Source organism: Streptomyces sp. SCUT-3 (genome assembly GCF_014083985.1).
GTDB classification, from domain to species: Bacteria; Actinomycetota; Actinomycetes; order Streptomycetales; family Streptomycetaceae; genus Streptomyces_H; species Streptomyces_H thermolineatus.
Genome location: NZ_CP046907.1, coordinates 6,012,110 through 6,035,575, shown reverse-complemented (window position 1 = coordinate 6,035,575; position 23,466 = coordinate 6,012,110). Strand labels below are relative to the sequence as shown.

At 72.5% G+C, this 23,466-nt stretch carries 14 protein-coding genes and 3 pseudogenes; 10 read left to right on the top strand and 7 right to left on the bottom strand.

Annotated elements, in window-relative coordinates; genetic code table 11:
- Positions 1-54: 54 nt before the first annotated feature.
- Complete coding sequence (locus GQS52_RS26700; protein ID WP_182316097.1) at positions 55-1,548, bottom strand: long-chain fatty acid--CoA ligase; 1,494 nt, start codon at positions 1,546-1,548, stop codon at positions 55-57.
- Between the two features lie 147 nt (positions 1,549-1,695).
- On the opposite strand from GQS52_RS26700, the gene GQS52_RS26695 reads away from it, so the two are divergent.
- The 3 genes from GQS52_RS26695 to GQS52_RS26685 all read left to right on the top strand — a co-directional run bounded on the left by GQS52_RS26695 (position 1,696) and on the right by GQS52_RS26685 (position 4,933).
- Positions 1,696-2,898: a helix-turn-helix domain-containing protein gene (locus GQS52_RS26695; protein ID WP_182316096.1), complete on the top strand. Its 1,203-nt coding sequence runs from the start codon at positions 1,696-1,698 to the stop codon at positions 2,896-2,898.
- A 153-nt stretch (positions 2,899-3,051) separates the two neighbouring features.
- Entirely contained in the window at positions 3,052-3,396 is a 345-nt protein-coding gene (locus GQS52_RS26690; protein ID WP_182316095.1) for a hypothetical protein, read from the top strand.
- A gap of 307 nt (positions 3,397-3,703) precedes the next feature.
- Positions 3,704-4,933 (top strand): SpoIIE family protein phosphatase, encoded by a 1,230-nt coding sequence (locus tag GQS52_RS26685; RefSeq protein WP_182316753.1) that lies wholly within the window; start codon positions 3,704-3,706, stop codon positions 4,931-4,933.
- Positions 4,934-5,051: 118 nt separating this feature from the next.
- On the opposite strand, the gene GQS52_RS26680 is transcribed toward GQS52_RS26685, so the two are convergent.
- Complete coding sequence (locus GQS52_RS26680) at positions 5,052-5,891, bottom strand: TetR/AcrR family transcriptional regulator (RefSeq protein WP_182316094.1); 840 nt, start codon at positions 5,889-5,891, stop codon at positions 5,052-5,054.
- A gap of 50 nt (positions 5,892-5,941) precedes the next feature.
- On the opposite strand from GQS52_RS26680, the gene GQS52_RS26675 reads away from it, so the two are divergent.
- The 3 genes and pseudogenes from GQS52_RS26675 to GQS52_RS26665 all read left to right on the top strand — a co-directional run bounded on the left by GQS52_RS26675 (position 5,942) and on the right by GQS52_RS26665 (position 9,774).
- Complete coding sequence (locus GQS52_RS26675) at positions 5,942-7,354, top strand: aldehyde dehydrogenase family protein (RefSeq protein WP_182316093.1); 1,413 nt, start codon at positions 5,942-5,944, stop codon at positions 7,352-7,354.
- Positions 7,355-7,529: 175 nt separating this feature from the next.
- Positions 7,530-8,747: pseudogene (locus tag GQS52_RS26670) on the top strand (glycoside hydrolase family 64 protein); the annotation flags it as partial.
- A gap of 751 nt (positions 8,748-9,498) precedes the next feature.
- Positions 9,499-9,774, top strand: a complete 276-nt coding sequence (locus GQS52_RS26665) for a hypothetical protein (RefSeq protein WP_182316091.1) — start codon at positions 9,499-9,501, stop codon at positions 9,772-9,774.
- Between the two features lie 126 nt (positions 9,775-9,900).
- Here GQS52_RS26665 and argG read toward each other — a convergent pair whose 3' ends face one another.
- A complete protein-coding gene (gene argG / locus GQS52_RS26660) occupies positions 9,901-11,349 on the bottom strand; it encodes an argininosuccinate synthase (protein ID WP_182316090.1) in 1,449 nt (482 codons plus the stop codon).
- A 378-nt stretch (positions 11,350-11,727) separates the two neighbouring features.
- On the opposite strand from argG, the gene GQS52_RS26655 reads away from it, so the two are divergent.
- Complete coding sequence (locus GQS52_RS26655) at positions 11,728-14,220, top strand: excinuclease ABC subunit UvrA (RefSeq protein ID WP_182316089.1); 2,493 nt, start codon at positions 11,728-11,730, stop codon at positions 14,218-14,220.
- Positions 14,221-14,343: 123 nt separating this feature from the next.
- Here GQS52_RS26655 and GQS52_RS26650 read toward each other — a convergent pair.
- Positions 14,344-15,513: pseudogene (locus tag GQS52_RS26650) on the bottom strand (sulfatase-like hydrolase/transferase); the annotation flags it as partial.
- A gap of 1,136 nt (positions 15,514-16,649) precedes the next feature.
- Here GQS52_RS26650 and GQS52_RS26645 point away from each other — a divergent pair.
- Together GQS52_RS26645 and GQS52_RS26640 are read left to right on the top strand one after the other, a co-directional pair.
- Complete coding sequence (locus GQS52_RS26645; protein ID WP_182316088.1) at positions 16,650-16,895, top strand: hypothetical protein; 246 nt, start codon at positions 16,650-16,652, stop codon at positions 16,893-16,895.
- Positions 16,896-17,273: 378 nt separating this feature from the next.
- Complete coding sequence (locus GQS52_RS26640; RefSeq protein WP_182316087.1) at positions 17,274-18,413, top strand: PP2C family protein-serine/threonine phosphatase; 1,140 nt, start codon at positions 17,274-17,276, stop codon at positions 18,411-18,413.
- Between the two features lie 969 nt (positions 18,414-19,382).
- On the opposite strand, the gene GQS52_RS26635 is transcribed toward GQS52_RS26640, so the two are convergent.
- Together GQS52_RS26635 and GQS52_RS26630 are read right to left on the bottom strand one after the other, a co-directional pair.
- Positions 19,383-20,243, bottom strand: a complete 861-nt coding sequence (locus GQS52_RS26635) for a carbohydrate-binding protein (RefSeq protein WP_182316086.1) — start codon at positions 20,241-20,243, stop codon at positions 19,383-19,385.
- A gap of 33 nt (positions 20,244-20,276) precedes the next feature.
- On the bottom strand, positions 20,277-21,218 hold the full coding sequence (locus tag GQS52_RS26630) for an AraC family transcriptional regulator (RefSeq protein WP_259371004.1): 942 nt from the start codon (positions 21,216-21,218) through the stop codon (positions 20,277-20,279).
- 102 nt (positions 21,219-21,320) lie between these two features.
- On the opposite strand from GQS52_RS26630, the pseudogene GQS52_RS26625 reads away from it, so the two are divergent.
- Positions 21,321-22,393, top strand: a pseudogene (locus GQS52_RS26625) (LysR family transcriptional regulator).
- On the opposite strand, the gene GQS52_RS26620 reads toward GQS52_RS26625, so the two are convergent.
- Positions 22,321-23,289 (bottom strand): pirin family protein, encoded by a 969-nt coding sequence (locus GQS52_RS26620; protein ID WP_182316085.1) that lies wholly within the window; start codon positions 23,287-23,289, stop codon positions 22,321-22,323. The pseudogene GQS52_RS26625 and the gene GQS52_RS26620 sit on opposite strands and share 73 nt — an antisense overlap.
- Positions 23,290-23,466: the final 177 nt, after the last annotated feature.

The following is a 23,466-nucleotide window of genomic DNA, read 5'->3' as shown; positions in this document are numbered from 1 at the left end:
GAGCCGGGCCGGTTCCGCCCGCGGGGGAGCCCCGCGGGCGGGACCGGCCGGTGGTCACGCCCCGGCCGGGGAGCCGAGGTCGATCTCCCGCTTGAGGATCTTCCCCGTGGCGCCCTTGGGGAGGGTGTCCAGGAGCCGGACGTGGCGCGGGTACTTGTACGCGGCGACCCGCTCCTTGACGTAGGCCCGCAGTTCCTCGGCGCCGGTGCCCGAGCCGGGGCGCACCACGACCGCGGCGGCGACCTCCTCGCCGAGCTCGGCGTGCGGGACGCCGAGGACGGCGGCCTCGACGACGTCGGGGTGCTCGTTGAGCACCTCCTCCAGCTCTCGGGGGTAGACGTTGTAGCCGCCGCGGATGATCATGTCCTTCTTGCGGTCGACGACGAAGAAGTAGCCGTCCTCGTCCTGGCGGGCCAGGTCGCCGGAGCGGAACCAGCCGTCCGGGATCGCCTCCGCGGTGCTCTGCGGGGCGTTCCAGTACCCCTTCATCACGTTGTACCCGCGGATGGCGATCTCGCCGACCTCGCCCTGCGGCACGTCGCTGCCGTCCGGGGCGACCAGCCGCACCTCGACCCCCTCGATCGGGGTGCCGATGGAACCGGCCTTGCGCGGCCGGTCGGGGTGGTTGAACGTGACGACCGGCGAGGTCTCCGACATGCCGAAGCCCTCCAGCACCATGCAGTCGAAGCGCTCCTCGAACCCGCGCAGCACCTCCACCGGCAGCGCGGCGCCGCCGGACACACACATCCGCAGCGAGCCGGTGTCGGCCGTGCCGGGCTGGTGCAGCAGCGCGTTGTACATCGTCGGCACGCCCTGGAAGACGGTCACCTTGTGCTGCTCCATCGCCCCGAGCACCTGGGCGGGGTCGAACCGCGGGATGAGCACCAGGCAGGCGCCGCCGAGTATCGAGGCGTTCATCGCACAGCACTGGCCGAAGGTGTGGAACAGCGGCAGGCAGCCCATGACGACGTCCTGCGGTGTCATGGAGAACAGCCCGGTGACCACCCGGACGTTGTGCGTGAGGTTGGCGTGCGTCAGCTCCGCGCCCTTGGGGCGGCCGGTGGTCCCCGAGGTGTAGAGGATCACCGCGGAGTCGTCGCCGTCCTTCTCCACCGGCTCGGCCACCGGCTCGCCGCCCCGGAGCTCGTCGGCGAGCCCGGTGCCGCCCACGCGGCTCCACGGGGTGCCGGCGGCCTCGGCGCCGAGGGCCGCCTCGGCGGCGAACGCGTCGGCGACCAGCAGCCGGGACGCTCCGGAGTCGGACAGGTAGTGCTCCACCTCCCGTGCCTTGAGCAGGGGGTTCATCGGCACCACCACGCCGCCCGCCCGCATCACGCCGTAGTACAGGGCGACGACGGCGGGGACGTTGGGCAGCATCACGGCCACCCGGTCGCCGGGCCGCAGTCCGTCGGCGACCAGCGCGCCGGCCACCCGCGCGGAGGCCCCGTCGAGTTCCGCGTAGGAGTACACGGACTCCCCGAATCGGATGGCGGGCCGCTCCGGGTGCTCCGCGGCGGTCCGCACCAGGTTCAGGGCAAGGTTGGTCATGGCACTCCTCCGGCTCGCGTGCCGACGTCGGCACGAGGATGCGAGTCATCGTCGCCGAGGAGGCCGCTCCCGGCCTATGGGCCTCCGGACAAGCCGGACTCGGGGGCCTTTGTTCGCCGGGACAAGGGCCCCCGTAGCCTGGGGCCCATGACCGGCGTGGACCCAGGGATCGCGGCGGTGGCCAGGAGCCTGCAGGAGCGGGTGGACGAGCTGGCCACCGCGATGTGCGACCGCATCCGGGGGGAGATCGACTTCTACACCGCCGTCGACGCCGTCACCGCCGAGGAACTGCACCGGTCCGTGCGCGGCAACCTGACGACGATCTTCGAGCAGTTCACCGGGGAGGGGCGGCCCGGTCCGCGCGCGCCCCAGCGGACCGGCCGGGAGCGGGCGCTCCAGGGCGCGCCGCTGCCGGAGGTGCTGCACGCCTTCCGGACCTCGTTCGCCTACCTGTGGGACACCCTGGTGGCCGAGGCGCGCGCCTCCGGGACGGTCGGCAGCGACAGCCTGGTGGACGTCGCCGCGGACGTGTGGCGGCTGATGGGCGAGTACGCGGACGCGGTGGCCACCTCCTACCGGGAGACGGCCGCGGAGCTGATGCTGCAACGCGAGCACGAGCGGTCCGTCCTGGTCGAGGCGCTGCTGACCGGGGTGGTCTCGGACCGGGCCGCCCTGTGGCGGACCGCCGTGACACTGCAGCTCCCCCTGGAGGGGCGGTTCCTCGTCGTCGCCGCCGAGGTTCCCGCCGCCGGACGCGAGGCCCTGCCCGGCATCGTGCCCCTGCTGGAGACGCGCGACGTCCGCTCGGCCTGGCGGCTGCTGCCCGACCGGCAGATCGGGGTGCTCGCCCTGGGGCCCGCGGGCACCGCCGGGGACGTGCTGGCCCTGCTGCGCCGGGAGCCCGCCGCACGGACCGGTGTCAGCCCGGTCTACGACGCGCTGAAGGACACGCCCGAGGCCCTGCGCCTGGCCCGGATCGCCCTGGACGCACTGCCGGCGGGCACGCCCGCCGTCGCACAGTTCGAGGAGAGCCCGATCGCCCTGCTGGCCGCCGCGGCACCCGTCGAGGCCGGGCGGATGGCGCGTGCCGTCCTCGGCCCGCTGCTCGACCTGCCCGCCGACGACCGCTCGGCGCTGCTCGGCACCCTGGACGCCTGGCTCGACTGCGGCGGCTCGGCCCGGGAGACCGGCCGCAGGCTGTACTGCCACCCCAACACCGTGCGCTACCGGCTGCGCCGCGTCGAAGCCCTGACCGGGCGCTCGCCGGGCGACCCGCGCGGGCTGTCCGAACTCTCCGCCGCGCGCGACGTCCTGCGGATCCTGCCGCAGTCCGGCGGCGCGGACCGCTGACCCGCCCGACGGGGTCCCACCCATGGGGTCCCGTCCGCGGGGTCCCGTCCGCGGGGCGCGTCGGGTGACCGTCACGGCCTCTTGCCCGCTCCTTCACACAATCCGCTCCACCGGCGGTACGGCCCCGGGGGGCTCCGGGAGAAAATGGTGCCCGTGCTCCACGACGTCTCCGCCCTGCTGACCGATCAGCTGTGCCGTGACCTGGCCGAGGCCGGTTTCGACGCCCACACCTCCGCGGGCACGGCAGGATTGCGTCTTTCCCCCGGCCCGGACGGGATCGCCGTGCGCTGGCAGACCAGCGAGGAGTTCACCGCCCTGGCGGCCCCCTCCCCCCGGCACGACGAACGGGCGCGGGACGCGGGCGCAGGCCCCCACGGGAGCGTGCGGGACGCGATCCACCTGGCCGTGCACGACCTGCTCACCCGCCTCGGCTATCCCGCCGTCCGCTGCCCGGCCACCGGCCACGTCCTGATCACCGGTCTCCGCGCTCCGCACTGACGCCTCAGGGCCGGCCACTGCCGCCGTCCGCGAGGCCTGTGCCCTCGCCGCCGCGGGGCTCGTGCCCACCGGGCGGATCCGGCTGGACCGGCGTCCCGGGATCCGTTTCCCGCGGAACCTGCGGGAGTCCCCGGAGGACGGCACCCCCTGACCGGCCCGGCAGGACGACCGCCTCCACGGCCCGGTCGGCGGGGCGGCACGGCGGACCGGACCGCCCCGGGAGTGGGCGGCGCAGGCGGCGGGGCCGAAGGCTCCGTAGATTGGGCAGTGGGGTGGGCGTCGGCCGGTGGTGAACGGGGAGGAGTGGCTGGTGACAGAGATCGACTACGCGGCGTTGTTCGCAGCCACGCCGAGCCCGTACCTGGTACTGGGCCCGGACCTGGTCATCGTGGACGTGAACCGGGCCTACCTGGCGGCGACCGGGCGCACCAGGGACGACCTGCTCGGGCGGCACATCTTCGACGCGTTCCCGGACAACCCCGCGGACCCCGAGGCCGACGGAGTGCGGAACCTGAACGCCTCGCTGCAGCGGACCCTGCTCCACAAGGAGCCCGACACCATGACGCTGCAGAAGTACGACATCCCGGCCGCCGACAGGCCCGGGGGGTTCGAGGAGCGGTGGTGGTCCCCGATAAACACCCCCGTCCTGGGGCCGGACGGCGCGGTGGCGTGGATCATCCACCGGGTGGAGGACGTGACCGAGTTCGTCCACTCCCGCCGGCCGCCGGGGGCGGAGCCGAACGCGCCCCAGGAGGTGATGGAGGCCGAGCTCTACGCCCGGGCGCAGGACCTGCGGCGGCTGAACGAGGAGTTGCGGCAGGCCCACGCGCGCGAGCGCAGGGTCGCCCTCACCCTGCAGGAGTCCATGCTCCACACGCCGGACCTCGAGCGGCACAAGGAGGTCGCGGTGCGCTACCTGCCCGCCGTCGGATCGCTGAACGTGTGCGGCGACTGGTACGACCTGGTCGACCTTCCCGACGGCTGCTTCGCGGTGGCGGTCGGTGACGTGGTCGGCCAGGGCCTGGAGGCCGCCGCCGTCATGGGCATGCTCCGCAGCGCCCTGAGCGCGGCCATCCGCGCCATCAACAGCCCGGCCTCCGCCATGGAGATCCTGGGCCGGTACGCCCGCTCCATCGACGGAGCCCTGGCCACCACCGCGGTCAAGGTCCTCGTCGACAGCTCCGCCCGCCTGCTCACGTACAGCAGCGCCGGACACCTGCCGCCGGTCCTGGTGCACGCCGACGGGTCCTTCGAGCTGCTGGACCGGGCCACCGACCCGCCGCTGGGCGCCCGCTCCGAGATCCTCCCCGGCCCCCAGGCCGCCCTTTCCTACTCCCCCGGGGACACCCTCGTGCTCTACACGGACGGGCTCGTCGAACGCCGCGGCGAGGACATCGACGCCGGCCTGGCGCGCCTGACCGACGCCCTCTCCCGTCATGCGCGGCTGGACGTCGAGCACCTGGCCGACACCCTCGTGACCCGCCTCGGCGGCGACGGCGCCTGCGACGACACCGCCCTGGTCGTCGTCCGCCTCTGACATCCGCAGGAGCGTCCCTCTGCCGGTGCCGGACCATAACGCCCAGTGGTGGCCTGTGGTGACCGTGGTTCCGGTAGTGGCCCGTGTCGGCCGGGGAAGGGGGCTGCGGGAGATCTCCTCAGTCGGCGGTGTCCCTTGCCCGCGCCTCCCCCGGCGGCACGGTGCGGGCGCCGAGTGCGCGCAGGAGGAAGGGCAGGAAGCGGTCGGCCGTCTCCTCCGCGCACGGCGACTCCAGGCCGTTCGGACCGTCCGGGCCGCCGTGGCCGTCAGGGCCGTCAGGGCCGTCAGGGCCGTCAGGGCCGCCGGGGCCGCCGGGCGGGAGGGGGCTCAGGAAGAACCGGCTGACCATGGGGCCGATGACCAGGTCGCCGACCAGGTCCGGCTGCTCGACCGGCGGGATCTCGCCCCGCGCGGCGGCCCGGTCCACGACCTCCGCCACCCGTCGCCCGACCGGCAGCACGAAGGCGGTCGTCAGGGCTTCCGCGAGGACGGCGTTGTGGGCCGCCTCGCCCGTCAGGGCACGCAGGAGACGCCCCCCGGGGCCGGTCAGGGTGGCCGCCTTGTCCCGCAGGAGCGCCCGCAGGTCGCCTTCGAGGGTCCCGGTGTCGGTCCGCGGGGCGAGGTCGGGGGCGTGGGCGAGGACCGCGCCGACGACCAGGTCCTCCTTCGATCGCCAGCGGCGGTAGAGGGTGGCGGTGGACACCCCGGCGCGGGCGGCGACGGCGGCGGTGGTCAGTGCGCCGTATCCGCGCTCGGCCAGCACGGCGAGGGCGGCCTCCAGCAGTGCCCGGTCCAGCCCGGCGTCGCGGCGCCGCCCGCGCCGCCCGTCCCGGACGGGCGCCGAAGGGCCGGCGCCGTCGCCCTCCTGCGCGCCGTCCTGCGCGGCGTTCGGCTCCTGCGCGGCGTTCGGCCGGGGGTGGTGGTTCGGGTCCTGGCCCTGGCGTGTGGAACCGGTCATACCTTCATCGTAGCGAAACGAAAGTTTTTCGTTTCGCTTACTCTCTGGGCATGCAGAATCATGAGGACGCCCCCGCAGCCGCCCCTCGCACCGTCGACGTCTCCACGACGGTCTCCCGTCTCCGAGCCGCCTTCGACACAGGCCGCACCAAACCACTGCCCTGGCGCCGCGGCCAGCTGGAGGCCCTGCGGAAACTCCTGGAGGAGCAGGCCGGGACGTTCCGGGAGGCGCTCCGCTCCGACCTCGGCAAGGGTGCGACCGAGGCGTTCTCCACCGAGATCGGCTTCACCCTCAACGAGATCGACCACACGCTCGGGCACCTCGAGCAGTGGCTGCGGCCGCGGCGGGTCCCCGTCCCCGCGTCGCTGGCGCCGGCCCGTGCCCGGACCGTGCGGGAGCCGTTGGGCACCGTGCTGATCATCAGCCCCTGGAACTACCCGCTGCAGCTCGCCCTGGCTCCGCTGGTCGGCGCGCTGGCGGCCGGCAACTGCGCGGTCGTCAAGCCCAGCGAGCTCGCGCCCGCCACCTCGGCGGCACTGGCCCGGCTGCTGCCCCGCTACCTCGACCCGCAGGCCGTGACCGTCGTCGAGGGCGGCGTGCCGGAGACGACCGCGCTCCTGGAACAGCGTTTCGACCACATCTTCTACACCGGCAACGGCACCGTGGGGCGCATCGTCATGGCGGCTGCCGCCCGGCACCTCACCCCGGTGACCCTGGAACTGGGGGGCAAGAGCCCCGCCGTCGTCGAACCGGGCACCGACCTGGCCGCGGCCGCCCGGCGGATCGCCTGGGGCAAGTTCATGAACGCCGGCCAGACCTGCGTCGCGCCGGACTACGTCCTCGCCGTCGGCGAGGCAGCCGACGAGATCGTGCCCCATCTGGCTTCGGCCGTGCGCGCCATGTACGGGGACGACCCGGCGGCCTCCCCCGACTACGGCCGCATCGTCAACGACCGCCACTTCGACCGCCTCACGGCGCTACTGGAGGACGGGCGCGCCGTCGTCGGCGGCGGCCACGACCGCGCGGACCGTTTCATCGCCCCCACCGTCCTCGCCGACGTGGACCCCGACTCCCCGGTGATGCGGGAGGAGATCTTCGGACCGATCCTGCCGGTCGTCCGCGTTCCCGACCTCGACGCGGCCATCACTTTCATCACCGAGCGGGACAAGCCGCTGGCGCTCTACGCCTTCACCGCGTCCGCGCGCACCAAGCACCGGCTGACCACGGAGACCTCCTCCGGCGCCCTGGCCTTCGGCGTCCCCAACGCCCACCTCGCCGTCCCCGGACTGCCGTTCGGCGGCGTGGGCGAGAGCGGGCTCGGCCGCTACCACGGCGAACTCTCCGTCGAGACCTTCAGCCACACCAAGGCCGTGCTCGACAAGCCCCTCTTCCCCGACACCCTGCGGCTCGCCTACCCGCCCTTCACCAGGCTCAAGGAGCGCCTCCTGCGCCGGGTGCTGTAGGCGGCGACGCCGGGGACACCCCGTTCGGCCGGGCGGGGCACGGGGTGTCCCGCCCGGCCGGACGGCGTCCGTCACCGCCGGACCATTGACACGTCAGCACTCGCGCACCCACTCTGAGAGCGCTCTCAGAAGTCACGGCCGACGGCGCCCCGCCCCGACAAGGACGGCAACAACCATGCGCATGAGACGGAAGAGATCCCCGGCACCGTTCGCACGGAAGGCGCTGGTCGCAGCGGCCGCGGCAGTCCTGCCGGCCGCCGGCCTCGCCGTCACCGCCCCCGTGCCCGCCGCGGAGGCCGCGGCGCCCGGGACCATCCCGCTGACCCTGACCAACAACTCCGGCACCGGCGAGCAGGTCTACGTCTACAACCTGGGAACCGAACTCTCGACCGGCCGGCAGGGCTGGGCCGACGCGGACGGCACCTTCCACCCCTGGCCCGCCGGGGGCAATCCCCCGTCCCCCGCACCCGACGCCTCCATCGCCGGCCCGGCCGACGGCCACTCGATGACGATCCGCATGCCCAAGTTCTCCGGCAGGGTCTACTTCTCGTACGGCCGGAAGCTCGACTTCAGGCTCACGACCGGCGGCCTCGTGCAGCCCGCGGTGCAGAACCCCACCGACCCCAACAGGGACATCCTGTTCAACTGGTCCGAGTACACGCTCAACGACTCCGGTCTGTGGATCAACAGCACACAGGTCGACATGTTCTCGGCCCCGTACGCGGTGGGCGTGAAGCGCGGCGACGGCACCGTGGCGACCACCGGACACCTCGAGCCCGGCGGGTACCAGGGGTTCTTCGACGCCCTCGAGAAGCAGCCGGGCTGGGCCGGCCTCGTCCAGACCCGGTCCGACGGAACGGTCCTGCGCGCCCTCGCCCCCAGCCACGCCATCGAGGCCGGCGGACTGCGGTCCGACGCCCTGGACGACTACATCGACCGGGTGTGGAGCAAGTACTCCACCTCCACCCTGACGGTGACCCCCTTCGCCCACCAGCCGGACGTCACCTACCACGGCAGGGTCTCCGGCGACACGATGGACTTCACCGACCGCTCCGGAACGGTCGTCGCCTCCTTCCAGAAGCCCGACTCCGACAGCGTCTTCGGCTGCTACAAGCGCCTGGACGCCCCCAACGACCTGGTGCGGGGGCCGATATCGCGCACTCTGTGCGCCGGGTTCAACCGGTCGACGCTGCTGGAGAACCCCCACCAGCCGGACACCACGTCGGCGGACTTCTACAAGGACGGGGTGACCAACCACTACGCCCGCGAGATCCACGCCAGGACCGTGGACGGAAAGGCCTACGCCTTCGCCTTCGACGACGTCGGGGCCCACGAGTCCCTGGTGCACGACGGCAACCCCCAGCAGGCGTACGTCACCCTCGACCCGCTCTCGGACGCCCCGGCCCCGCCCGACCCGACGCCGACGGACCCGTCGCCGTCCCCGTCCCCGACCCCGTCCCCGACCCCGTCCCCGACCGACTCCTCCCCCGGCCCCACGCCCAGCCCCACCGGCCCGAGTCCCACCGGCCCGGTCCCGGTGACCGGGGACACCTTCCACCTGCGCTCGGGCGGGAGGCTGAGCACCACCGCGGGCGAGGGCCCGTCGTCCGAGACCCTCGCGTCCGCGGGCGGAGCCAATCACGACGGCACGCCCCACCGTCCTCTCGTCCTCCAGGCGGAGAACGTCGACGGCACCCTCCGGCCGGGAGAGGCCACGGACTTCCGTTTCTGGGTGGACGCGGGGACGGCCGTCGGCGTCGGGCAGCAGGCCCGGGTGTCGTACGACCTGACCGGCGACGGCACCTTCGAACGGGTCGAGACCTTCCGCTACTTCGCCTCCGACCCCGTCCCCGGCCACGAGGAGTACGCCGGGTCCCGTTCCGGCCTCCACTCCGCCTCCGGGAGCCTCGGCGACCTCGACGGGGGCACGATCCGCGTCGAAATCTGGAACGCGATCGGCGACGCCCCCTCCACCGTCCAGGTGGAGACGGGCTCCGTGCTGACCGTCCCCTTCGGCTGATCCGACGGGGGGCGGGCGGGCTCATGGAGTGCGCGGCGCCGGGCCGGGGTCACAGCGGCGGCCTGCGGCGGGCCGGACACCGCACGGACCAGGCCCCTCCGGCGCGGCTCCTAAAGTATTCGTCATGACGTGGAGCGAGGCGGAGTACCTCGAATATTTGCGGTCCGAGCGGCGTTGCTACGCATGGGTGATGGAGCGCTATGGCGGTTCCACGCCGGAGGAAGCCCGGGAAGCGGCCCTGGAGCACTACCCGTACGAGCCGGACGGCGCACCGTACCGCGGGCTCGTCTTCCACGACGAGGCCTGGCACTGGGCGATGCTGGCGATCCACGGTGACCGGTACGCGGTGGAGCACCCCGGGCCGGCCCAGCCCCCGCCCGAGTACGGGGACGTCGGCTGACGGCCGGGCGCCGGGGCGCACTCGGCAAAGGGGCACGGCGAGGCTCGGCAGAGCGGCTCGGCACGGCCTTGTGCGCGGACCGGCCGCGGTCCGCGCACAAGGCCTGTGAATCCTCGGGCGAGGTGCTCAGTCGGTGCCGAACTCCATGGCGGCGCGGTCGAGCAGGTCCTCGTCGCCGGGGGCCTCGCCGCGCGAGGCGATGGCCTCGGCGCCGCCCTGCGGCATCGCGCCGATCAGCCCGGTCGAGGCCGCCTGGGCGGCGCCGATGAGCGCGGCCTGGCCGGTGCCGACCATGCCGAGGCCCGCGTACTGCTCGAGCCTGGCGCGCGAGTCGGCGATGTCGAGGTTGCGCATGGTGAGCTGGCCGATCCGGTCCATCGGGCCGAACGCCGAGTCCTCGGTGCGCTCCATCGACAGCTTGTCCGGGTGGTAGCTGAACGCCGGACCGGAGGTGTCCATGATCGAGTAGTCCTCACCGCGCCGCAGCCGCAGCGTCACCTCTCCGGTGACCGCCGAGCCGACCCAGCGCTGCAGCGACTCGCGCACCATCAGCGCCTGCGGGTCCAGCCAGCGGCCCTCGTACATCAGCCGGCCGAGGCGCCGTCCCTCGTTGTGGTACTGGGCGAGGGTGTCCTCGTTGTGGATCGCGTTGACGAGACGTTCGTACGCCGCGTGCAGCAGTGCCATGCCGGGCGCCTCGTAGATGCCGCGGCTCTTGGCCTCGATGATCCGGTTCTCGATCTGGTCCGACATGCCCATGCCGTGGCGGCCGCCGATGGCGTTCGCCTCCATCACCAGGTCGACCGGGGAGGTGAACTCCTTGCCGTTGATCGTCACCGGCCGCCCGCGGTCGAAGCCGATCGTCACGTCCTCGGTGGGGATCTCCACCTCGGGGTCCCAGAACCGCACGCCCATGATCGGGTCCACGGTCTCGACACCTGTGTCCAGGTGCTCCAGGGTCTTGGCCTCGTGGGTGGCGCCCCAGATGTTGGCGTCGGTCGAGTACGCCTTCTCGGTGCTGTCGCGGTAGGGCAGCCCGTGGGCGAGCAGCCACTCCGACATCTCCTTGCGGCCGCCGAGCTCGGAGACGAAGTCCGCGTCCAGCCAGGGCTTGTAGATGCGCAGGTGGGGGTTGGCGAGCAGACCGTAGCGGTAGAACCGCTCGATGTCGTTGCCCTTGAACGTCGAGCCGTCGCCCCAGATCTGTACGTCGTCCTCGATCATCGCCCGGACCAGGAGGGTGCCGGTGACGGCGCGGCCGAGCGGCGTGGTGTTGAAGTAGGCCCGCCCGCCCGAGCGGATGTGGAAGGCGCCGCAGGCGAGCGCGGCGAGGCCCTCCTCGACCAGGGCCGCACGGCAGTCGACCAGGCGCGCGATCTCGGCGCCGTACGTCTTCGCGCGGCCGGGCACCGAGGCGATGTCGGGCTCGTCGTACTGGCCGATGTCGGCGGTGTAGGTGCAGGGGACGGCACCCTTGTCGCGCATCCACGCGACGGCGACCGAAGTGTCGAGGCCGCCGGAGAAGGCGATGCCGACGCGCTCGCCGGTGGGCAGGGAGGTGAGAACCTTGGACATGGAAAGATTATGCATTACCCTGCATGATCATTCAAAGTCCGGACCGGGTCCTTCACCCGGCGGTCGGCGCGGGAGCCCGCGCGGGCGCAGGACACCCGGCTCGGCGACGCCTTCGCCGGCCTCCGCCCCGCCCCGGGGCGCCCCCACCCCCGGGGCGCCCTCCCGTCCGGTCCGGCACCTGCGCCCTTCCCCGAACGTCGTCGTGATCCCCGGCTTCGGCCGGCCGGAGACCGTCCGTGCCTCCGCGTCCGCCACCGACACCACGCTCAACCCGGAGGGTCTGGCCCGACTCCGACGGGCACCGGCCCGGCTCCGCGGCGGTTCCGAGCACAATGAGCCCCGGACCATGGCCACTTACTACCGGTAGAGGTGGAATGGATGACTGAATCCGCACAGCACGTCGAGACCGTCGAAGTAGTGGGAGCGCGCACCAACAACCTGCGCAACGTCTCATTGAGCATCCCCAAGGGCCGGGTTGTCGCGTTCACCGGGGTGAGCGGCAGCGGCAAGACCTCGTTGGCGATCGACACGATCCACAGCGAGGCGCAACTGCGCTACCTGGAGGGGCTTTCGCCGTTCGTACGGCAGTACATCACCCAGCGCAACCGGCCGAAGGTGGACCGTGTCCTGGGGCTCGGCGCGACACTTGCGGTGGACCAGCGCCGGCTGAACCGCAACCCCAGGTCCACGGTGGCGACGATCACCGGCATCGACGGGCACTTGGGGTTGCTGTACTCGCGGCTCCCCGGGCTCGGAGCGGGTTCGGCCGCTCCGAAGGATTCCCTGAGCAGTGCCGACTTCGACCAGCACTCGCCGGAGGGAAGCTGCTCCGAGTGCCACGGAGTGGGTGGGTACTGGCAGGCGCAGGAAGACCTGATCATCACGAATCCGGAGCTTCCGCTCTTCGAGGGGGCGTCGCCCTGGTACGCGAAGTGGCGTTCGGGCGAGCATGCCTTCGTTCCGGCCCTGGCCGAAAAGCGGGGCGTTGATCTCGGCCTGCCGTGGCAGTCGCTGCCCGAGGAGTTCCGTCACTGCGTGCTCCACGGCACGGGTGACGAGAAGGTCGAGGCGACGGTCGACATGCCGAACAAGAACGAGACGGCTTCGTGGACCTACACCTCCAGCCAGCCGCTGCGGGGCGCGCTGGCGGAAGTGGAACGGGTTTTCGGGAACGCCGGGACGCCGAGCGCCAAGCAGCGTTACCTGCCGTACATGCGCAAGGTGTCCTGCGGCACTTGCGACGGCAGCGGATACGGCGAAGTGGCCCGGTCCGTCCTGCTGGGCGGGATGGCGTACCCGGAACTGCTCGGGGTGGACGTGCGCGCGGTGCGGGGCTGGGCGGAGAAGGTCGCGGGCGGGCTGAGCACCGCGCAGCGCGAGGTGGGCGAGCCGCTGCTCCAGGACCTGGACCGCAGGCTCGGGATACTGGACCGGCTCGGCCTGGCCCACCTGCAGCTGTCCCGGAGCGTGGTGACGCTCTCCGGGGGCGAGTTGCAGCGGACCCGGCTGGCCGCGCAGCTGAGCACCGAGCTCAGCGGGATCATCTTCGTCCTGGACGAGCCCGGGGCCGGTCTGCACCCGGCGGACAAGGCGCATCTGCTGAACATCGCGCTGGAACTGCGGGCGGCCGGGAACACCGTGTTACTGGTCGAGCACGATCCGGAGCTGATCGCCCGTGCCGACTGGGTGATCGACATGGGCCCGGGTGCGGGCAGGCAGGGCGGCGAGGTGCTGGTGTCGGGCAGGCCGGCCGAGGTCGCCGCGCATCCCCGCTCGTTGACCGGACGCTACCTGGGCGGGAACGGGCCGCGCCTTCAACGGGCCCGCCGCCCGGTCGGCGACCGCACCGAGTGGGTGGAGCTGCGGGGGCTTTCCGCCCACAACGTGACCATGGACCTGGTCCGTTTCCCCGTCGGCCGGCTGACCTGCCTGACCGGGGTGAGCGGCAGCGGCAAGAGCAGCCTGCTCGGCGCACTGGGGGTCGGCGTGGAGGCCGCGTTGAACGGAACGGCGGTCGGCACGGTGCGTGCGGTGAGCGGCGCGGAGAGGTTCAGCTGGGTCGCCGTCGTCGACCAGGAACCGCTCGGGCGGACCCCGCGGTCCAACCCGGCGACCTACAGCAAGGCGTTCGACGTCGTCCGCAAGCTGTTCGCCGGCACCGACGAGGCCCGAAAGCGCGGGATCAACGCCTCCTGGTTCTCCTTCAACACCGCCGACGGCGGCCGCTGCGAGACCTGCACCGGGTACGGCCGCAGGCTGGTGGACATGCACTTCCTGCCGGACGTGTGGGTGGTCTGCGACGAGTGCGAGGGCCGGCGGTACAAGCCGGAGGCCCTGGAGATCACTTACGAGGGGCTGAGCATCGACGAGGTGCTGGAGCTGACCGTCGCCGAGGCCGTGGAGCGGTTCCCGAAGCCCCGGCAGCTGGCGGAGACGCTGGAGGCGCTGGACCGGGTCGGCCTCGGCTACCTGCAGCTCGGCCAGAGCGCCACGGAGCTCTCCGGCGGGGAGGCGCAGCGGCTGAGGCTGGCGTCCGCCGTGCAGCGCGGCGCGGCGGGCCGCAAGGCCGGGCTGGTCGTTCTCGACGAGCCCGTCTCGGGTCTGCATCCGTCGGACATCCAGCGCATGGTGGACGCCTTCGACGTCCTCCTCGATTCGGGCAACACCGTCGTCGTGGCCGAGCACGACATCCCCGTCGCCGCGTCCGCGGACTGGGTGATCGACCTGGGGCCGGGAGCGGGCCCGGCCGGAGGGGCCGTGGTGGCGGAGGGCACTCCGGAGGCCGTCGCAGCGGCGGACACCCCGACTGCGGGCTTCTTCCGCCAGTACGCGGCGGGCCTGCCGCTGCTGGACGGGCGGGACGACGGCTGAGTGCTCGGGGCGGGGCGGTGGTGCGCGGGACACCGTGGGCGCCACGGTGTGCGGTTCGGGCAGGCCTGCGACTTCGAGGCAGGTGGGCGCGGTGTCGACGACATGGTGGAACTGGTGACGCAGCTCGTTGCGGGCCGTGATGCCGCGCGGCCAGTGGACGATCAGCCCGTTACGGGTACCGCCCCAGTGCGACGCGATCCGCTTGGTCCACTGGTAGGGGGTGTCCATGGCGTGCGCCCAGCCGAGCGAGTACTGCGGATACGAGTGCGGGGTGCCGAACGTGTCCAGCCGGTCCCGGAGGAACTCCGGGGTCTCGATGTCGCTCATGCCGGTCATGGTCAGCGCCTCGTTCCAGGTGCCGTTCACCGTGCCCTCGCCGGAGGCGCCGTTGTCACCGGTGATCAGGAGGATGAGCGTGTCGTCGAGCACCCCCAGTTCCTCGACCGCGTCCACCACCTGCCCGATGCAGTGGTCGGTGTGCTCGAGGAAGGCCGCATACAGCTCCATCTGCCTGGCCAGCACCGGCTTCGTCCCGTCCGGAATCTCCGACCACGCGGGGATGCCCTCGTGGCGAGCGGTCAGCTCGGCGTCCGGAGGGACGACACCGAGCCGCTTCTGCCGGGCGAAGGTCTCCTCACGGACGGCGTCCCACCCCTGGTCGAACTCGCCGGCGTAGCGGTCCAGCCAGTGGTGGGGGACGTGGATCGGAGCGTGCGTCGCACTCGGGGCGAAGCACAGAAAGAACGGCTTGTCCGGGGCCAGGGCCCGCTGCTGGCCCAGCCAGCGCCGTGCTTTGTCGGCGATGTCCTTGCTGAGGTGGTACCCCGCCTCCGGCGACCGGTCCGGCGTCACCGGTGCGGTGCCCTCCACCAGGCTCGGGTAGAACTGGCTGCTCTCCCCGCCGATGAACCCGTAGAAGTACTCGAACCCACTGCCCGTCGGCCACCTGTCGAACGGGCCCATCGGGTTCCACTCCCATGTCGGGACCTCGTGGCACTTGCCGAACTGGGACGTCGAACAGCCGTTCAGGCGCAGCACCTCCGCAATCGTCGCCGCCGTGTTCGGCCGCAGCGATGTGTATCCGGGCGCAGCCGTCGCCATGTCCGACACCGCGCCCATCCCCACCGCATGATGGTTGCGCCCGGTCAGCAGCGCCTGTCTGGTCGGGGAGCACATCGCCGTCGTGTGGAAACGGGTGTAGCGCAAGCCGTTCGCTGCGAGCCGCTCGAATGTCGGCGCCCGGCACGGACCGCCGAAAGCGCTGCTCGACCCGAACCCGGCGTCGTCCAGCATCACCAGCAGGACGTTCGGCGCACCCGCCGGCGGCCGCGGCGGCCTGATCGGTTCGAACGACACCTCCCCGTGCTGCATGTCGAACGCCGGAGGTCCGGCCGGTCGCCGTTCCGGAACCGGCAGCACCATCCGCTCAAAAGCTCCGCTCATCTCACCACTCGCACGCCGATCGCCGGGACGGACAGGAAGGTCCCGCCTTGATCGGGCGGCTCCCGCCGAGGCGCGCAGAGCTCGCATGCAACCTCGCGCAGACGCTGCCGCACACAGTCGGCGCTGTGGGTCATCGGCCTCTCCTGCGGGCAGCCCGTGCGGCAGGGCTCCGCCCGGGAGTGAGGTACCTGAAGCACAGCTGTTCCAGTGCCGCCGTACGGGCGACCCGGCGCAGTCCGTCCGGCCCGCAGACACTGACCGGCCGGCCTGGGCGGTGCAGGAGGACAGCCGGTATCCGGGAAACCCTCAGCGCGGTGCTGGTGTGCTCCGGCAGCCTGCTGCCGCCGCTCAGCCTGCTGCCGGCAGGGCGTCGCCGTGGTCGTCGACACGAGCGACCCCTCACTGGTCGCCTCACTGGTCGCCTCGGCGCAGGCCGGGGCCGACGTGCCGGAGCCGAACGCCATCGAGCCGCGCGCGTCCGACCGGCGCGGGTGACGCGCAGAGCAGAGCACGGCTGCTGCGGCCCGCCGGGAGCCGGGGCGGTGGTTCGTGCCGCTCGGGCGGGAGGGCATGCCGGCGGTGACGACCTGCAGCAAGTGGCGGGCCGTGCCGCCGCACCCGGTTGCTCCCGAGGACGTCTCCGTTGCGGGATACGGCCGGATCGATCCGGGGGCGGTGACACCTGACCGGGGAGGTAAACCTCTTGAGTTCACCTGATCCAAACGGCCCGGCCGATTCCGCATTGCCTGATCTGGAGACTCTTTCCTCGGCGTTACGGGAACGGGTGCATGCCACGCTGAGTGGATTGTCCGCTGTGTTGATCGTCCTTGGCCAGGCGGAGAGCTTCACAGCTGTTTCGGCGGCTGTCAGCATCGGCGTCACCATGGACGGGCTGTGGGCGGCCGGTCTGGTTGCCGAATTGGTTGCCCATTCCGCCTTTCATAACTGCCGCTCCGCGAGGCAAGCGGCTCAAGCGCATCCTGTTCATGGCTGGGCAGGCGCTGGAAACCGCTCTGGGGCCGGTCATTGCGGTGTCCTTGGGCGCCGCCGGGCCGTGGACGCTCAGGACGGGACTTGTTATCGCGGCCGGCCTCCTGGTTGTCACACAGATCCTGGTCATGGTTTTCGCCGTGACCCGATCGCCAATGAGCGGTGGCCGCCGAATTCCCATCGTCGCCGTCGAAACCCTCCTGTGCGTGTTCGTCATCGCCATCAAAATCCTCGCTCACTGAGCATCGCACCACGGCCAACGGAGAGCTGCTGTCACTTCGCCGTGACTTCGGGAGAACAGGGCCTGGGGCCCTTCTGCTTGTCCAGGCGCCACCACGGCCACGGTGCGGCGTACAGGCTTACGGGCACACGCGTGTGAACCCGTGGAATTTGAGCGCAATCACCCGGCGAAGCGTCCCGGTGGGCCGGGCGGCGATCCTGGGGCGCGCGGAGGACGGCGCCCTGCCCGTGCCCGAGAGCTACGAACCCGCGCCGGCAACACCACGGCGGTCGGCGGCGTCGTCGGCGCACAGACCGAGACGGCCCAGCGGTCGCCTTGAACAAGGATCCACCAGAAACTGGGGAGCGGATCGGCACAGGACGAATTAAGGACGACAGGGATGGAGCGGTACCAGCACAAGCGCGCCTCCAGGAGGGTGCGGTGGTCCCGGTGCCTGCCTGCCGCCGTGCTCCTCACTGCGGTCGTCATTGATCTCGCCTGGCCGGAATTCAGCACATTCCCCCTCCTGGCGGCTGTCTCCGTGATCGCGGCACCGATGCTCTCTCTGGCCTGGACGATCACCAGTGGTGTGGCGGCCTGCCTGGTCGGGACACTTCTGGCTCTTCGCGAAGGCCGTACTTTCTCCACCCGTTCGGATTTCGTTGCGCTCGCAAGCATCGGCGTCCTGACCGTCGTCGCGGCGTTCCTCAACCGGATGTTCGCACGCGAGCGGGAACAGCTGAGAACGTCCCGCGAGGTGGCGGAGGCGGTCCAGCGCGCGGTACTGCCGGCCGTGCCCGACCGTGTCCGGGGGCTGGCCGTCGCCGCCCGGTATCGGGCTGCCCAGGAAGAGGCCCTGATCGGCGGCGACCTCTACGCGGTCCACGACACCCCCTACGGCCTCCGCATGGTGGTCGGCGACGTCCGCGGCAAGGGCATGCAGGCGGTCACCATGGTCAACACCCTGCTGGGCGCCTTCCACGCGGCGGCCCTTCAGCTGCCGGACCTGCCCACCATCGTCCGCGGCGTGGAAGTGCAGCTGCAGGACGTCAAGAGCCGCCAGGCCGATGCGCCGGACGAAGCCTTCGTCACCGCCGTCATCGCCGAGATCTCCCCCGACCGTTCCGTGTTGCGCATGGCGAACCGGGGCCACCCGGCGCCGCTGATGGTCCACGAGGGCAAGGTGACTCCCCTGGAACCGGAGGAGCCGTCACTGCCGCTGGGCATGGGCGACCTGGCCGGGCCCGACGTCCCGGTGGACGAGTTCGAGTGGCCCCCCGGCGCCACGCTCGTGATGTTCACCGACGGCATCATCGAGGCCCGCGACCGAAACGGCGTCTTCTTCGACCCCGTCCCCCCGCTGACCGGCCCCCTCCCTCTGGACCCCGGGGCCGTACTGGACGCCATGCTCGCCGCTCTGTTCCGGCACACCGAAGAACTCGAAGACGATGCCGCAGCCCTCGCGGTCACACATGTCCCGGTCGGCAGCGTGGGACGGGCCCCCTCCGTCGCACCGCAGGCCGGTGGATCACAGAAGTGACGGCAGCGGAGTCTCAACGGCCGAGCCAGAGATGCCTACGATCTTGAAAACCCTCATGACGGCTCACCGGGGCCCTCGGCACAACGCCGCACAAGGTCCAAAGAATCAGTCGGAACCCGGGACCTGAAGCTGCCGTTCCGTCGCCCCGGCCTCTGCGGACAGCCTCTCCTCAGCGGCCGCATCGCTCATCTTCACAGACCCCCGCGGCGATGCGGAGGCATACGGCCCACTGTGGGTTCGTGGCGATTTCTCCTGTCGCCGGAACTCGGCGGGCCCGCGCAGCCGGGCCCTGCCCACCCGCAGTCGTGCAAGGAGTCCGCCATGGCCTGGAACGCCAAGGTCATGTTCTTCCGCTTCCCCGGCCCCGCCCGCACCTACCAGGCCTTCTCCGAGGTCGAGCAACTGCCGTCGGTGGGCCGGGCGGCAATCCTGGAGCGCGCGGAGGACGGCACCCTGTCCGTGCCCGAGAGCTACGAACCCGGCGCCGGCAGCACCACGGCGGTCGGCGGCATCGTCGGCGCGCTGATCGGGTTGCTCGGCGGGCCCATGGGCGTCTTTCTCGGCCGGGGTGCCGGAACGCTCGTCGGCATGGCCTCCGACGCCGACGACGCGGCCGGGTCGATGGACGCGCTGACCGTGCTCAGCCGCGGCGTGGACAACGGCAGCAACGTCCTGGTCGCCGGGGCGGAGGAGGACGACCCCGGGCCTGCGGACGCCGTCGCCGAGCGGCTGGGCGGGACGATCGTGCGGGTGCCCGCCGGGGAGGTCGAGGCTGAGGTCCGCTCGGCGCGGAAGGCCGCGGAAGAGGCCGTGGCCCAGGCTCGCCGGCAGTACCGTGCCGAGCGGCGGCAGGAGTTCTCGGACAAGCTCGGAACCCTGTTCCACCGCTGGCCCGCGACCGGATCGGCGTGGGCGGGCCCGCACGGCCGGGCAGCCGGCGGCGCCGTCCCCCCGCACGGCGCCGCCGGCTCACGCCGCCCGCCACAGGGCCGGCACCGCCGGCGGCTCCCAGCCCGGCTGTGCGGTGTGCGCCTGGAGGCAGACGTAGGCGCGTCCCGCGTACGTGACCCGGTCGCCCGCCCGATAGGTGACGCCCACCGCCCAGGTCCCGCCCGGCGGGGTGGGCGTGGGGCCGGGGCCCGGGCTCTGCGGGACGTCGAGGACGAAGTCGAACGCCGCCTCCCGGCCGCCGCCCCCGTCGCGCACGGTCATCAGCAGCCGCGGATCAAAGATCGTGTCGGTGTTGTTGCGCGGCTCGTTCGGGAAGTACAGCTGCGTGGTCAGGACCGGACGGCCGGGCGCCTGCAGCTTGACGTGGAGGTGGCGGGTGCGCCCCGGGTACAGGCCCGGCACGATCGTGGTGAGCGTGAAGGAGCCGCGGGAATCGGTGTACTGGTGCCCGCGCAGCCGGAAACCCGTGTTGTCGTAGGCGCCGTTGGCATCAGCCTGCCAGAAGTCCAGCAGCACCCCGGACAGGGGCAGGCAGGTGCGGCCGAAGACATGACCCGTCACGGTCAGCAAGGTGCCCGGCATGCCTGGCTCCAGCAGGCTGGTGCGCTGCGGTGAGTTCGGCTTGAAGTAGGGGCCCTCCATCTGCTCCGGGGTGGGGTCGTCGCCGTCGTCGCAGGACGGCGTGAGCTGCGGCGCGGTGCCGCTCGCCGCCGCAGTGCGGGCGAGGGCCGGTCCGGCGGCCAGGGCGACTGGAATCGCGGCGGTGGCCGCGAGCGCGGCCCGCAGCACCGTCTTGCGGCGGACGAGCCGGGGAGATGCCGGCTCACGGCCGGTGCCGGGGTCGTCCGGACCCGCGCCGTACGTGCCTGCCTCGTCCATGTCTCCTCCTCGTGGGGGTGGTGGACACCGAAACTAGGCGGGTGCCGACGGCGCTTCGAGGGACTGGTGGTGGCGGCTGTGGTGTTTTCGGAAGGCGCCGGGACTGCTGCCGGTCTCGCGTCGGAAGAACCGCCCGAAGTAGGCCGGGTCGTCGAATCCGGTGCGGGCGGCAACCTGTCGTACAGTCAACTCGGTGTGAGCGAGCAGCTGTTGGGCCTGGTACACGCGGGCCTCGATGAGGAGCCGTCCGGGCGGCCGGCCGGTGGCCGCCCGGACCGCCTGGGTGAGGTAGCCGGGTGAGACACCCAACCGATCGGCGCACTCCCGCACCGTCCGGCCCGCCGCCCCGGGCCGCGTGATCAGCTCCGCGAAGGCCTCCGCCACGGCGGCCGTACGGCCGTGGGCGCGCGGCTCGCGGCCCTGTCCCGTGCGGCACGGTAGCCGGGCGGCGCGCACGATCAGGATGTGGAGCAGGGACCGCAGGACGCTCTCGTGCCCCGGGGCGCGCTGCCGGTACTCGGCGGCCAGCTCGGCGATCAGGCCCCCGATCGACCGGTCCTGCCCGGCGTCCAGCCCGTACCGGCAGTGCGCTCCCAGCTCCCGCAGCAGCTCACGGTCGCCGGGGTGGTCCACCAGGAAGTCGTCGGTGAACAGCACGAGCGAGCCCTCGGGTCCCTGCCCGCCCTCCCAGTGGTGCACCTGGCCGGGCAGAATCACGGCCAGCTGCGGGGGCTCGACCGGCCACCGGACGAGATCGACGGCATGGGTGCCCGAACCGGCGCGGACGTGGACGATCTCGTAGAAGGTGTGCCGGTGCGGCCGGTCCCACCGCGACAGCGGGCCAACCTCCTCGAAGGAGCCCACCGCGAAGGGCAGGGCGGTGGGCGAGGGCACCTCCAGCCGGTGCAGCGGCACGTCCCCCGGGCCGGCCGGCAGGGCGGGGACTCCCGGCAGGACGGTGGTGCTGCGCGTCACTCGTACTCCTCTCGGGGACACGACCTGGTCGGGCACATCCGTTCCCGTTCAGGTCTGTACCAACCCCTTGCCCGTCGTCCTCCGGGACCGCAAGCTCCCCTCATGGAGCTGGAGTTGCGGCATCTGAAGACCATCCGGGCCATCGCCGACGCGGGCAGCCTGACCAGGGCGGCGAGCGTACTGGGGCTTACCCAGCCCGCGCTCAGCGCGCAGCTCAGACGCATCGAACGGGCCCTGGGCGGCGCGCTGTTCGAACGCGGGCGGCACGGAGTGACCACCACCGCCCTCGGTGAACTGGTCCTCGAACGTACCCGGATCGTGCTGCCCGCGGTGAGCGACCTCCAGCGGGAGGCAGCCCTGTTCGCGCGGACCCGGCCGGACGGGCAGCGGCAGCGGCTGCGGCTCGGCGCCACGCACGGACCGCTGCTGGGTGCCCTGGTGGACCGGCTCGCCGACGCGGTGCCCGGCACCACCGTGTCCACCTGCGCCTCCTGGTCGGAGCGGGAACTGGCGGAGCTGCTGGCCGAGGGCCGCCTGGACTACGTTCTCACCGGCACCTGCGGCTCGGCGCCGCCGCCGCAGTGCCCGCACGTCCTCTGGGAGGAGATCGCCGTCGACCCCGTCTGCGTGATGCTCGCCGACCGGCACCGGCCGGCCCGCGGGCGCGAGGTCGACCCGGCCGCGCTCGCGGACGAGGAATGGGCGTGCGTCCCCGGCGACGGCTGCTTCGCGGACTGCTTCACCGCGGCCTGCGCCCGGGCCGGCTTCACGCCCCGGCGCATGTACGAGACGGACACCGCGTCCTGTGTGCACCTGGTGCAGGTGGGCCGGGCGGTCGGCCTGTGCCGGGCCACCTTCCCGCCGACACCCGGCCTCGCCGTCCGCCCGCTCGCCGGCACCCCCTGTCCTGGCGGCACCTGCTGGGCCTGCACCCGGCCGCCCAGCAGCCGGACACGGCAGCCACCGTGAAGGTCAGCAAGTGTCCGACGAGAGCTGGTCACACCTGCCGACACTTGCGACCGGCATCCGCCTTCGGGCGGGCCGTGCGGAGGAGCCCCGCAGCACGCCGCCCGACAACGGGGTTGCCGCGGAAAACCTCAGGTCAGCGCACCCGTCCCCGGGGTTTCAGGGCCACTGGGGGGAGTTGGGGGGCGGGGAGGCGGGCGCCGTCGTAGCCCTTGACCTCGCCGAAGCGGGAGCCCGCCGCCCAGTCCGCCCGCGCCGTCTCGATCTCCTCGTGGGAGCGGCCGACGAAGTTCCACCACATGATGATCTTCTCCTCGAACGGTTCGCCGCCCAGGAGCATCAGGGCACTGTCGGTGTCAGCCCGCAGCGCCAGCTCCGTGCGGCCGCAGCCGAGGTAGAGCATGGACCCGGGTTCCAGGGGCACTCCGTCGGCCTCGACGGAACCGGACATGGTCAGGACCGCGTACTCGAAGTCCGGCTCGACCGGCAGCCGTGCCTCCGTGCCGCGGGTCAGTGCGATGTCGGCGCCGACGATCGGGGTGTACGCGGTCCCCGGGGACGCCGCGCCGTCCAGTTCGCCCAGGATCACGGTGGCGCGCAGTCCCGGGCCGTGGGTGACCACGGGGAGGTCCGCGTGGTGCTCGAAGGCCGGCGCGGTGTGCCGGTGTGCGTCGGGAAGGGCGACCCACAGTTGGGCGCCGTGCAGGAGGCGGGCGTGCTCTCGGGGGGACTCCTCCGAGTGCGAGATCGCCCGGCCTGCCGTCATCAGGCCCAGCTCGCGGGGGCGGACGGTCTGCAGGCTGCCCAGGCTGTCGCGGTGCAGGACCTCGCCCTCGTGCAGCCAGCTGACCGTCTGCAGTCCGATGTGCGGGTGCGGGGGGACCTGCATGCCCGGCTCGTCGGCGATGTCGTCGGGGCCGTAGTGGTCCACGAAGCACCAGGCGCCGACCATGCGCCGGCCCAGGTTGGGCAGCAGGCGCCGTACCACGGTGCTCTCGCCGAGCGGGACTCTGCGGGGAGGCAGGAGCTCGTGCACGGGGGCGGCGGAGACGTCGCCACGGCCGCCGCAGGCGCTCGGCACCGGTCGAAGATCGAGGTTGCTCATGTTCCGTATCCTCTCGCGCGCGGTCGGGGCGGGGCCCGGGTCCCGTGGTTCGCCCGGGGCCTCCCGCGGCGCCCCCGGCGAGCCCTTGTACCGGGCGGGGCCCGGGCCGGGCGGCGTCAGTCCGGGCCTGGCCGGCCGCACTCCGTCGCACTCCGTTGTACTCCGTCGTGCGGCCGG